Genomic DNA, 12,226 nt, shown 5'->3' on the forward strand with positions numbered 1-12,226 from the left:
GGGTAATCCGTGAAAAAGCTCTCCGCACGACGACGCCATCCGCTGGCGGCGGTCGTCGTCCTACTCCTCGCGCTGGCGGCCACCGGGGGGCTGTACGCCGCGTTCGCGCCCGCGGGCAAGGCTCAGGCTGACGAAACCGCCCAGTCCCTCGCCATCGACGAGGGCAAGAAGCTCTACTCCGTCGGCTGCGCCAGCTGCCACGGAACCGGCGGTCAGGGCACCTCTGACGGCCCCTCCCTGGTCGGCGTGGGCGCCGCCGCGGTTGACTTCCAGGTCGGCACCGGCCGCATGCCGGCGCAGCAGCCCGGCGCGCAGGTGCCGAAGAAGAAGGTCATCTACTCGCAGGCCGAAATCGACCAGCTCGCCGCTTACGTGGCTTCGCTGGGCGCCGGCCCGAGCGTGCCGACCGACTCGCAGTACAACCCGAGCGGTGCGGACATCGCCAAGGGTGGCGAGCTGTTCCGCACCAACTGCGCCCAGTGCCACAACTTCACGGGTGAGGGCGGTGCCCTGACGAACGGCAAGTTCGCCCCCAGCCTGGAGGACGTGGACCCCAAGCACATCTACGAGGCCATGCAGACCGGCCCGCAGAACATGCCGTCCTTCCCGGACACGACGATGCCGCAGAAGCAGAAGCAGGACATCATCGCGTACCTGCACGCTGTGAACAGCGACAAGTCCGCGAGCCCCGGTGGCCTCAAGCTCGGCGGGCTCGGCCCGGTCAGCGAGGGTCTGTTCGGCTGGATCTTCGGTCTGGGTGCCCTCATCGCAGTAGCCATCTGGGTCGCGGCCCACACCGCTAAGGCCAAGAAGTCATGAGTAGCCAAGAGAATTCCGAGAGCCTGCCTGAAGCGCAGGCCACCGCGCACGGCGCGGTAGAGCACGCGGGCGACCCCTTCGCCGACCCGGGACTGCCGGCCCACAAGCCGCGCATCCAGGACATCGACGAGCGGGCGGCCAAGCGCTCCGAGCGCGCGGTCGCGTTCCTGTTCTTCCTGTCCATGGTCGCGACGGTCGGCTTCATCGCCTCGTACGTGATCTTCCCGGTCGACAAGATCGTCTTCATCTTCCCGTTCGGGCACGTCAGCGTCCTCAACTTCGCTCTGGGTCTGACCCTGGGCGTGGCGCTGTTCTGCATCGGCGCGGGCGCGGTCCACTGGGCCCGCACCCTGATGTCGGACGTCGAGATGCCGGCCGAGCGGCACGAGATCGCGGCCCCGCCGGAGGTCAAGGCGCAGGTCCTGGCCGACTTCAAGCAGGGCGCGGCCGAGTCCGGCTTCGGACGCCGCAAGCTGATCCGCAACACCATGTTCGGCGCGCTCGCCATGGTGCCGCTCTCCGGTGTGATGCTGCTGCGCGACCTGGGCACGCTGCCCGAGGACAAGCTGCGGCACACCATGTGGTCCAAGGGCAAGGCCCTGATCAACATGAACACCAACGAGCCGCTGCGCCCCGAGGACCTGCTGGTCGGTTCGCTCACCTTCGCCAAGCCCGAGGGCCTGGAGGAGACTGCGGAGGACTTCCAGACGCAGATCGCCAAGGCCGCCCTGATGCTCGTCCGGATCAAGCCGGAGGACATCAAGGACAAGCGCGAGCTCGAATGGTCGCACCAGGGCATCGTCGCGTACTCGAAGATCTGCACCCACGTGGGCTGCCCGATCTCCCTGTACGAGCAGCAGACGCACCACGTGCTCTGCCCGTGCCACCAGTCCACCTTCGACCTCTCCGACGGCGCCCGCGTCATCTTCGGCCCGGCCGGTCACGCCCTTCCGCAGCTGCGGATCGGCGTGAATGACGAGGGTTACCTCGAAGCGCTCGGCGACTTCGAAGAGCCCGTCGGTCCTGCCTTCTGGGAGCGCGGATGAGCACCACGACAGACGCACGGCGCGAAGCGCCCGCCGGTGAGCGGATCGCGGACTGGGCGGACGGCCGGCTCGGGATCTACTCCCTGGCCAAGGCCAACATGCGCAAGATCTTCCCGGACCACTGGTCCTTCATGCTCGGCGAGATCTGCATGTACAGCTTCATCATCATCATCCTCACGGGTGTGTATCTGACGCTGTTCTTCCACCCGAGCATGAACGAGGTCGTCTACGACGGCTCGTACGTGCCGCTGCAGGGCATGCACATGTCCGAGGCGTTCAACTCGACCATGCACATCAGCTTCGATGTGCGCGGTGGTCTGCTGATCCGGCAGATCCACCACTGGGCGGCGCTGATCTTCCTCGCCGGCATGTTCGTGCACATGATGCGCGTGTTCTTCACGGGCGCCTTCCGCAAGCCGCGCGAGGTCAACTGGCTGTTCGGCTTCCTGCTGTTCGTCCTGGGCATGTTCACCGGCTTCACCGGTTACTCGCTCCCGGACGACCTGCTGTCGGGCACCGGTGTCCGCTTCATGGAGGGCGCGATCCTGTCCGTGCCGATCGTCGGCACGTACCTCTCGTTCTTCCTCTTCGGTGGCGAGTTCCCCGGCGGGGACTTCGTGGCCCGGTTCTACTCGATCCACATCCTGCTGCTGCCGGGCATCATGCTCGGCCTGATGGTGGCTCACCTGATCCTGGTCTTCTACCACAAGCACACCCAGTTCGCGGGTCCGGGACGTACGAACAAGAACGTCGTCGGCATGCCGCTGCTCCCGGTGTACATGGCGAAGGCGGGCGGCTTCTTCTTCCTGGTCTTCGGTGTCATCGCGGTGGTCGCGGCGATCGCCTCGATCAACCCGATCTGGGCGATCGGCCCCTACCGGCCGGACCAGGTGTCCACCGGCGCCCAGCCCGACTGGTACATGGGCTTCTCCGAAGGCCTCATCCGTGTGATGCCGGGCTGGGAGATCAACCTGTGGGGCCACACGCTCGTCCTGGGCGTGTTCATCCCGCTGGTGATCTTCCCGACGGTCCTGGCGGCCATCGCGGTGTACCCGTTCATCGAGTCCTGGGTCACCGGGGACAAGCGCGAGCACCACATCGCGGACCGGCCGCGCAACGCGCCGACGCGTACCGCGTTCGGTGTCGCGTGGATCACCTGGTACATGGTGCTGCTCATCGGTGGTGGAAACGACCTCTGGGCGACCCACTTCCACCTCTCGATCAACGTCATCACCTGGTTCGTGCGGATCTCGTTCTTCGTGGCCCCGGTCCTCGCGTTCATCGCCACCAAGCGGATCTGCCTGGGTCTGCAGCGGCGCGACGCCGAGAAGGTGCTGCACGGACGCGAGTCCGGCATCATCAAGCGGCTGCCGCACGGCGAGTTCGTCGAGATCCACGAGCCGCTGGACGCCAACGCGCGCTACAAGCTCACCGCGCACGAGCAGTACAAGCCGGTCGAGATCGGCCCGACGGTCGACGAGAACGGTGTCGCCCGCAAGGTCTCGCGGACGCAGAAGCTGCGCGCCAAGCTCAGCAAGGGCTACTTCGGCGAGGGGAACCAGATCCCCAAGCCGACGGCCGAGGAGTACGAGGAGATCACGAGCGGCCACGGCCACCACTGATCTCCGCTTGATCTGACGGTCGCCACAACCGAGGCTCCGGCCCGGCCCCTTCGCGGGGGCCGGGCCGGAGTCTTTCGCGTACGCGTTTCTTCACGGCGTCCGCAGTGCGGGCACGGGCGCGGGGTGCCCCGCCGCTGTCGATAGGCTGGCGGGCGGCATCCAGTCCCTTGACCACCAGGAGCGAGCATGAGCGCTGTTACCCCCACCGGAGGCGACACCGTGGCGGCCCGCTCCTGGCCGGGCGTCCTGGACGCGCTCCTGAGCGGCACCGACCAGAGCGCGGACGTGACCGCGTGGGCGATGGACAGGATCATGCGCGGGGAGGCCACCGACGCCCAGATCGCCGCCTTCGCGGTGGCCCTGCGGGCCAAGGGCGAGACGGTCGCCGAGATCACCGGCCTGGTGCGCACCATGTACGAGCACGCCAACCTCATCGAGGTACCGGGCCCCAGCGTCGACATCGTCGGCACCGGCGGCGACAACGCCAAGACCGTCAACATCTCCACCATGTCGGCGATCGTGGTGGCCGGCACCGGCGCCAAGGTCGTCAAGCACGGCAACCGGGCCGCCTCCTCGGCCAGCGGAGCGTCCGACGTACTGGAGAAGCTCGGCGTCAACCTCGACCTCAGCCCGCGGCGGGTCGTCGAGGTCGCGGAGGAGGCCGGCATCACCTTCTGCTTCGCGGTCAAGTTCCACCCGGCGCTGCGCTACGTCGCCGCGGCCCGCCGCGAGATGGGGATCCGCACCACCTTCAACTTCCTCGGCCCGCTGACCAATCCGGCGCGGGTACGGGCCCAGGCGACCGGCGTCGCGGACGCGCGGATGGCGCCCATCGTGGCGGGCGTGCTCGCCGAACGCGGCTCCTCCGCGCTGGTCTTCCGCGGCGACGACGGCCTCGACGAACTGACCACCACCGGGACGTCCCGGGTGTGGGTGGTGCGCGACGGCCGGGTCCGCGAGGAGAGCTTCGACCCGCGCGATGTGGGCATCGAGATCGTGCCCATCGAGGCGCTGCGCGGCGCGGACTCCTCGTACAACGCCGATGTCGCCCGGCGCCTGCTGGCCGGGGAGCGCGGGCCGGTGCGGGACGCGGTGCTGCTCAACTCTGCTGCTGCCCTCGTCGCCCTCGAACCGGGACAGGGCCCGCTCGCCGGGCAGCTCGGCGCCGCCATGGCCCGGGCCGCCGAGGCCATCGACTCCGGGGCGGCCCAGCGCGCTCTGGAGCGCTGGGTCGCGGCCAGCAACGCGTAGCCCGTACCTGATGTGACGCAAGGCGCAGTCCAGATCGCGGACTGTGCCTTGCGCACGCCGGGACGTGTGGCAGGATGCTGTTCAAGGTCATGAGTGACAGCGATTTAGGCCCCGGCTCGCTGTCCGGCAACCCTCCGTCCGTGGCGGGGTGCCCCGGGTGAAGACCAGGTCGTAGGCAGCAAGGCCTACGGCAAGCGCGGACCCCTGGACATCGTTGGATGTCACAGCCCTGGGGTCCTGGTCCTCAAGGGAGCAGTCTCGTGAGCAAGCGAATGCGATAGGGCGTACCGCCCCTTCTTCACACCCTCCGCGCACCCGTCCCGGGCCGCGTGTTCGAGGTCAACACCCGTACACGGCAAGGCAGTTGAACCCTCTCGATCGCAGCAGGGTCGCGCCGCCGTACCCGGGGCCCGAAGTCAACTCGCCTTTTCCTGCCGGGAGATACCGCCATGTCCGCACGCCCTGCCGCCTCCACCACCGCTACCGCCGTCGAATCCGCCGACCCCTGCTGTGCGGCGCCGCTGCCGGTGCTCGGCCGCGATGTCACCGTGCCGCTGGTCACCGGCGGCGAGGTGACCTACGCCGCCCTCGACTACGCGGCGAGCGCACCCGCCCTCCAGCGGGTCTGGGACGACGTCGCCGCGTACGCCCCCTACTACGGCAGCGTGCACCGCGGGGCCGGATACCTCTCGCAGCTCTCCACCGACCTGTTCGAGAACAGCCGCGAGACGGTGGCCGAGTTCCTCGACTGCCGCCCCGGCGACCAGATCGTCTTCACCCGCTCCACCACGGACTCGCTGAACCTGCTGGCCCAGGTGATCCCGGCGGACTGCGAGGTCTTCGTCTTCGAGACCGAGCACCACGCCTCACTGCTGCCGTGGCGCGACGCCCGCGTGACGTACCTGAACGCGCCGCGCACCCCGCAGCAGGCCGTCGAGACGCTGGAGCGCGCGCTCGCCGACCGTGACCCCTACGGCCCCGCCCTCGTCTGCGTCACCGGCGCGTCCAACGTCACCGGCGAGCTGTGGCCGGTACGGGAACTCGCCGCCGCCGCGCACGCCCACGGCGCCCGCATCGTCCTCGACGCCGCCCAGCTCGCGCCCCATCACCCCGTATCCGTACGGGAGTTGGACGTCGACTGGATCGCCTTCTCCGGGCACAAGCTGTACGCGCCCTTCGGCTCGGGCGTGCTCGCCGGGCGCGCGGACTGGCTCCAGGAGTCCGAGCCGTACCTGGCCGGCGGCGGCGCCTCCAAGAAGGTCGCGCGGCGCGCCGACGGCGGCGTGGACGTGGAGTGGCACACCACGGCCGCCCGCCACGAGGCCGGATCGCCCAACGTCATCGGCGTCTACTCCATCGCCTCCGCCTGCAAGGCGCTGACCGAGGCGGGCTTCGACTCGCTGGTCGAGCGGGAGCGGCACCTGATCGCGAAGGTGCGGGCCGGCCTGGCGGAAGTGCCCGAGGTCCGGGTCCTGTCGCTCTTCGGGGACGACGCGCCCCGGGTCGGCGTCATCTCGTTCGTCGTCGACGGCTGGAACAGCTCGCACTTCGCGGCGGCGCTCTCGGCGGAGTACGGCATCGGCGTGCGCGACGGCCTGTTCTGCGCCCACCCGCTGGTGCGCACCCTGCTCGGCAGCGACCCGCAGGACCCGGGCGAGTGCGGGGCCCCCGAGGCCGAGCCGGGCGAGCGCTCCCTGAACGCGATCCGGGTCAGCTTCGGGGCGGGGACGCCGGACGAGCACGTGGACCGCTTCGTACGGGCGGTGCGGGAGCTGGTCACGCAGGGTGCGAAGTGGCAGTACCGCACGGAGTCGGGCCGCTGCGTCCCGGCGGTATAACCCCGCCGAGCCACGCCTTACCGGGGGCTGTCGCCCCCGGAACCCCCGGGGCTCCGCCCCAGACCCCGGGGAGTCTGCCCGCCCGTCGCGCGGGGTTGGTTGGTTCCGCCCCTGGGGCTGCGCCCCAGACCCCACGCGGGGGCTTCGCCCCCTGCACCCCCTGTCGTGCCTCAAGGGCGCTCGTCCTCGATCGCCGGACGGGGGCGCAGCCCCGAGCAAAGGGGGTTACGAGTCCAGGCCGATGGCGAAGGCCGCTTCCAGGTCGTGCTGGGAGTACGTCCGGAACGCCACATGCGTATCCGTGCCCTCGACCCCCGGGATCTTGCTGATGCTGCCCGGGATGATGTCCGCCAGATCGTCGTGGCGGGCCACCCTGACCAGCGCGATCAAGTCGTAGGTACCGGTCACCGAGTACACCTCGCTGACGCTGTCGAGCGCCGCGATGGACTCCGCGATCTCGGGAATCCGGTCCACGCTGGTCTTGATGAGCACGATCGCGGTGATCACGGCTGGCTTTCTCCCTCGGTGGCGGCCGGACCCGCGGGCTTCACGGGCTTTCGGCGTTTCACTCTATCCGTCCGGCGGAAACGGGCCCACGCGTAGAGGAAGCCGAGGCCGAAGCCGATGAGATGGGCGAGGTAGGCCACCCCGGGCCCGGCCGGCGCGCTCCGGATCGCCAGCCACTGCAGGGCGAACCAGAAGACCAGCACCATCCAGGCGGGGAACCGCAGCGGCAGGAACAGCAGGAACGGGAAAATGCTGGTCACCCTGGCCCTGGGGAAGAGGCAGAGGAAGGCGCCGAGCACCGCCGAGATGGCCCCGGACGCCCCCACCAGGGTCTGGTCCGAATCCGCGTGCGCCGCCGCGTACCCGAGCAGCGCCAGATAGCCCGCCACCAGGTAGAACAGGACGAACTCCGCCCGACCCATGCGCTCCTCGGCCATCGCGCCGAAGACGTACAGGAACAGCGTGTTGCCGAGCAGGTGCAACCAGCTGCCGTGCACGAACAGGGCGGTGAGCGGGGTGAGCAGGGCGGGTGGCCGCCCCGTCATCAGCTCTTCGGGGATGACGCCCCAGCGGGCGAAATAGTCGCTCTGGGCGCTCAGGATCGCGTCGCCGGTCCCGTAACCCGGGTCGAGGCCGGAGACCGGGCTGATGACGAAGAGCAGGCAGCAGGCGGTGATCAGGCCGTACGTCATGGTCGGGCCGTGCACCACGCCTTTGAGGATCGCCGCTCCCCGCCACTTGATCATGGGGAGAGAATGGCCCAAAGGGAGCTTTCGGTACAGACCGCCTCGCCGTGCCGGTGGCGGACGGGTAGGCCGTAGGGTTGCGGGCAGTACTCCCGCAGTTCGACGGCGCACCGCGAGATCCTGGACCATGGAAGTGGAAAGAGGACGGCACCACATGACCACCGTTCCCCAGCCGACCGCCGACACCCGGTGGCGCTGCACGCTCTGCGGAAACCTCACCCGTTTCGATGTCACCCGCTCGTCGAAAGTGATCGAGTACGTGCATCTGGACCTCGCCGGAGAGCCCAAGGTGGAGGAACGCGAGGTGGTCAGTGAGACCATCGAGTCGGTCCGCTGCCGCTGGTGCAACGCGGTGGACCAGATCGAGCTAGTGGACCGGCCGGGTGCCGACGCCGCGACCGCCTCCTGAGGGCGGCCGCCCGAGCGGTACGGATGACAGTTGGGGTGACGGATTGTGGAGCATGCAAGCGGTGCTGAACCGGCCGCTTCGGCCGGCGACGGCCCCGCCGAGGTGCTCGACCGCCCGCTGCCCGAAGGGGTGCGGCGCCGGGTCGTCGCCTTCGTCTCGGAGGCGTTCGGCGGCCTGACCGTCGCCGAACTGCCCGGACAACTGCGGCAGTACGCCCGTTTCACCCCGACCCGGCGCGCCAAGTTCGCGGGCAACGCGATGGCCGCCGCGCTGGAGAGCGACCCCGTGTTCCGCCAGCGGATCGGCGAGCGGCTCAAGGAGTCGCAGCCCGAGCTCGCCGGCGCCGTCGAGGCCGGCTCGCCGCCCGCGGCCGCCGATCCCGTGGACGTGGCGGCCGCCGCCTATGTGCTGCGCCCCACCGGATGGGTGAAACTGGTCGCCGCTGCCGGCGAGGAGGCCCAGCGGGCGTTCGCCGAGCGGGCGGACGAGGAGGGCCGCCGCGAACTGGAGCGGCTGCGCGAGGAGCTCGCCGAGGCGCGCGCCCTGGTCAAGTCCGAGAACGAGGCGCTGCGTACGGAGCTGCTCGCGGCCCGCAAGGAAGCCGAAACGCTCCAGCGCAAGCTGCGCAGCGCCCAGAGCGATGTGAAGCGCGGCGAGGCGGCGCTGCGCCGGACCACCTCCGAGATCGACGGCATCAAGTCCGAGGCGGCCGCCCAGGTGGCCGCCGCCGAGAGCGAGACCCGGCGGCTCAAGACGCGGCTCGGCGAGGCCGAGGCGGGCCTGGAGGCGAGCCGGCGCGCGGTCCGCGAGGGGCGTTCCGTCGAGGACATGCGGCTGCGGCTGCTGCTCGACACCGTCCTGGAGGGCGCCCAGGGCCTGCGCCGCGAACTGGCCCTGCCACCCGCCTCCGTACGCCCCGCCGACACCGTGGACGCGGTCGCGCCGGGCAACATGACGCCCAAGGACATCGCGGCCCGGGCCCTGTCGGAGACCGATCCGGCGCTGCTCGACCAGCTGCTCGGGCTGCCCCAGGTGCACCTGGTCGTGGACGGCTACAACGTCACCAAGACCGGCTATCCGACGATGCCGTTGGAGAAGCAGCGCCTGCGGCTGCTCGGTGGCCTGTCCGTGCTCGCCGCCCAGACGGGCGCCGAGGTCACCTGCGTCTTCGACGGTGCGGAACTGGCGGCTCCGGTGCTCCTCGCGCCGCCCAGGGGCGTACGGGTGCTGTTCTCGAAGCCCGGGGTGACCGCGGACGAGCTGATCCGTCAGCTGGTGCGGGCCGAGCCGTCCGGGCGGCCCGTGGTGGTCGTCTCGACGGACAAGGAAGTCGCGGACGGCGTCGCGAAGGCGGGCGCCCGCCCGGTCGCCTCGCTGCTGCTCCTGAAGCGGCTTTCACGCGTCTGACGCATTCAGGGTGTTTGGCAACTCCTGTGTTCAATGCCCGAATTCGGGTGATCGCTGACCAGCGCTCCGTCAAGTGTCAACTACTGCGCGTGGGATGACAGTAAAGAAACGCCTCGGTCGCGGAAGTTTTTCCTATCAGGATTTGAACTGATCACAGGAAGGTCACTAGGGTCGGGCCTCGTACCTTCACGCGTTGATCACTCGCCCCGGGGTGGCCGTGAAGGTCCCGCCGAGTGTGCTCTGTTCGGCGGCTGAGGAAGAAGGAGCTCGCCTTCGTGGGGTCCCACCGTCGTCCCAAGCCCGCGAGCCGCACCCGCGTGACCGTGCTCAGCGCGACCGCCGCCGCTGTCGTCGCCCTCACCTCGCAGGCCGCCCAGGCCGACCCGAAGCCCACCAAGGACGAGGTCAAGAGCAAGGTCGACAAGCTCTACGACGAGGCCGAGCAGGCGACCGAGGCGTCCAACGGCGCCAAGGAGAAGCAGGCCACCCTGGAGAAGGAGATCGGGCAGATCCAGGACAAGGTCGCCCGTGGCCAGGAAGAGCTCAACACCCTGCGCAGCGGCCTCGGTTCGATGGCCTCGGCGCAGTACCGCTCGGGCGGCATCGACCCCTCGCTCGCGCTCTTCCTCTCCTCCAACCCGGACGACTTCCTGGACAAGGCGTCCGCCCTCGACCAGCTGAGCGCCAATCAGGCCGAGGCACTGCAGAAGATCCAGGGCAAGCAGCGCACCCTCGCGCAGGAGCGCAAGGAAGCCCAGGACAAGCTGAAGGACCTCGCCGACACCCGCAAGGTGCTCGACGACAAGAAGAAGGAAGTCCAGGGCAAGCTCAGCGACGCCCAGACGCTGCTCAACTCGCTGACCGCGCAGGAGAAGGCCGCGCTCGCCGCCGACGACGCGCGCGCCAACCGCTCCGACGCGCGGCCGGACCTCGGCAACGTGCCCGCCTCGGGGGTCGGCGGCGCCGCCCTCGCCGCGGCCCAGACGATGATCGGCCGGCCGTACCAGTGGTCCGCGACGGGCACCGCGTCCTTCGACTGCTCGGGTCTGACGGGCTGGGCCTACCGGCAGGCCGGCGTCAACCTGCCGCGCACCTCGCAGGAGCAGGCCAACGCGGGCACCCGGATCGGCCGCAGCGAGCTCAAGCCCGGCGACCTGGTGCTCTTCTTCGGCGACCTGCACCACATCGGCCTGTACGCCGGCAACAACATGGTGCTGCACGCGCCGAGGACCGGCACGGTCGTGCGCTACGAGTCGATGGACAACATGCCGTTCCAGTTCGGTGTGCGCATCGGCTGACGCGCCTTTCGTTCCGTCAGCCGCCGACACCGCCCAAACGGGCGAATTCCGGCAACTCGCGCTGACGCCACGCCCCGCCGGTGACCTGTGTTCTCCGGTGGGGCGTCACTTTGCGTAGGCGGCCGGGTCGTTGGCCGCCCGGTGTGTGCCCGGTTACTGTCCGGCGTGCGGTTCCCCCGGTGACTCGCCGCCCGCCCGGGCGGCAGGGGCCGCACGCAGTGCAAGGGAGTGCGGCATACGTGGCGTCCCATCGCCGGCCTTCGCAGTCGGGCCTGACCCAGAGCGCCCGCGTCACCGTCCTTTCGGCCGCGGCGGCAACGGCCGCGGCAGCCCTCGCGGCCCCCGCGGCGAGCGCCGACCCGCGCGAGCCGGCCCCCTCGGGCCAGGCCAAGGTCGACCGCCTCTTCGAGGAGGCCGAGCAGGCCACCGAGCAGTACGACAAGGCCGACGCGCACGCGCGTGAGCTGCGCGAGCAGGTCAAGCAGGCGCAGGACGGCGTCGCGCGCGGCCAGGACAGGATCAACCGCATGCGGGGCGCGCTCGGCGCGATCGCCGGGGCGCAGTACCGCTCGGGCGGCATCGACCCCGCGCTCGCGCTGCTCCTGTCCTCCAACCCGGACACCTATCTCGACCGGGCCGCCGCCCTCGACCGGCTGAGCGAGCGTCAGACGGGCGCGCTCCAGGACCTCCAGCGCGAGCAGCGGCGCCTGTCGCAGCAGCGCGCCGAGGCGAGGCGCAAGCTCGCCGAGCTGGAGCGCAGCCGCACCGAGGTGGCCCGGCACAAGCGGACCGTGGAGTCGAAGCTCGCCGAGGCGCGCCGGACGCTGAACGCGCTGCCCACCGCCGACCGCGCCGCCTTCGACCGCGCCTCCCGCTCCGGCCGCACCGAACTGCCCGGGCTTCCCGACGCGGCGCCCGCCTCCGCGCGGGCCGCGGCGGCCGTGATGGCGGCCCGCGCGGCGATCGGCAAGCCGTACATCTGGGGGTCCAGCGGGCCCGCCGGGTTCGACTGTTCGGGCCTGATGCAGTGGTCGTACGCCCAGGCGGGCCTGGGCCTGCCGCGCACCTCGCAGGAGCAGCGGTACGCCGGCCACCAGGTGCCGCTCTCCGAGGCGAAGCCGGGCGACCTGATCACGTACCGGCACGACGCCAGCCACATCGCCATGTACATGGGGAACGGCCAGGTGGTGCACGCGCCGTATCCCGGGGCGCCGGTGCGCTACGACCCCGTGGGGATGATGCCCATTTCCTCGGTGACGCGCGTCTGACCGTACGATCGGCGG

11 protein-coding genes and 1 riboswitch are annotated in these 12,226 nt (G+C 70.3%); of the genes, 9 read left to right on the plus strand and 2 right to left on the minus strand.

Annotation, left to right across the window (positions count from 1 at the left end):
• The first annotated feature begins 9 nt into the window (after positions 1–9).
• From ADK54_RS23740 to ADK54_RS23760, 5 genes are all read left to right on the plus strand, one after another.
• Positions 10–819, plus strand: a complete 810-nt coding sequence (locus ADK54_RS23740; RefSeq protein WP_053727714.1) for a c-type cytochrome — start codon at positions 10–12, stop codon at positions 817–819.
• Entirely contained in the window at positions 816–1,865 is a 1,050-nt protein-coding gene (locus ADK54_RS23745) for a ubiquinol-cytochrome c reductase iron-sulfur subunit (protein ID WP_053727715.1), read from the plus strand. The genes ADK54_RS23740 and ADK54_RS23745 overlap by 4 nt, the downstream gene beginning before the upstream one ends.
• Positions 1,862–3,487, plus strand: a complete 1,626-nt coding sequence (locus ADK54_RS23750) for a cytochrome b (RefSeq protein ID WP_053727716.1) — start codon at positions 1,862–1,864, stop codon at positions 3,485–3,487. The genes ADK54_RS23745 and ADK54_RS23750 overlap by 4 nt, the downstream gene beginning before the upstream one ends.
• 186 nt (positions 3,488–3,673) lie before the next feature.
• Complete coding sequence (gene trpD / locus ADK54_RS23755; protein ID WP_053727717.1) at positions 3,674–4,738, plus strand: anthranilate phosphoribosyltransferase; 1,065 nt, start codon at positions 3,674–3,676, stop codon at positions 4,736–4,738.
• Between the two features lie 85 nt (positions 4,739–4,823).
• Positions 4,824–4,941, plus strand: a riboswitch (SAM riboswitch).
• 246 nt (positions 4,942–5,187) lie between these two features.
• Positions 5,188–6,576, plus strand: a complete 1,389-nt coding sequence (locus ADK54_RS23760) for an aminotransferase class V-fold PLP-dependent enzyme (RefSeq protein ID WP_199827023.1) — start codon at positions 5,188–5,190, stop codon at positions 6,574–6,576.
• 225 nt (positions 6,577–6,801) lie between these two features.
• Here ADK54_RS23760 and ADK54_RS23765 read toward each other — a convergent pair whose 3' ends face one another.
• Together ADK54_RS23765 and ADK54_RS23770 are read right to left on the minus strand one after the other, a co-directional pair.
• Positions 6,802–7,083: an Lrp/AsnC family transcriptional regulator gene (locus tag ADK54_RS23765; protein WP_053727718.1), complete on the minus strand. Its 282-nt coding sequence runs from the start codon at positions 7,081–7,083 to the stop codon at positions 6,802–6,804.
• Positions 7,080–7,829 (minus strand): rhomboid family intramembrane serine protease, encoded by a 750-nt coding sequence (locus tag ADK54_RS23770; protein ID WP_063802043.1) that lies wholly within the window; start codon positions 7,827–7,829, stop codon positions 7,080–7,082. The genes ADK54_RS23765 and ADK54_RS23770 overlap by 4 nt, the downstream gene beginning before the upstream one ends.
• A gap of 154 nt (positions 7,830–7,983) precedes the next feature.
• On the opposite strand from ADK54_RS23770, the gene ADK54_RS23775 reads away from it, so the two are divergent.
• From ADK54_RS23775 to ADK54_RS23790, 4 genes are all read left to right on the plus strand, one after another.
• Positions 7,984–8,238: a hypothetical protein gene (locus tag ADK54_RS23775; protein WP_053727719.1), complete on the plus strand. Its 255-nt coding sequence runs from the start codon at positions 7,984–7,986 to the stop codon at positions 8,236–8,238.
• Positions 8,239–8,283: 45 nt separating this feature from the next.
• Positions 8,284–9,645: an NYN domain-containing protein gene (locus tag ADK54_RS23780; RefSeq protein WP_053727720.1), complete on the plus strand. Its 1,362-nt coding sequence runs from the start codon at positions 8,284–8,286 to the stop codon at positions 9,643–9,645.
• Positions 9,646–9,920: 275 nt separating this feature from the next.
• Entirely contained in the window at positions 9,921–10,943 is a 1,023-nt protein-coding gene (locus tag ADK54_RS23785) for an NlpC/P60 family protein (RefSeq protein WP_053727721.1), read from the plus strand.
• 239 nt (positions 10,944–11,182) lie between these two features.
• Positions 11,183–12,211, plus strand: a complete 1,029-nt coding sequence (locus ADK54_RS23790; RefSeq protein ID WP_053727722.1) for an NlpC/P60 family protein — start codon at positions 11,183–11,185, stop codon at positions 12,209–12,211.
• Positions 12,212–12,226 lie beyond the last annotated feature (15 nt).

Source organism: Streptomyces sp. WM6378 (genome assembly GCF_001279695.1).
Classification (GTDB): Bacteria; Actinomycetota; Actinomycetes; order Streptomycetales; family Streptomycetaceae; genus Streptomyces.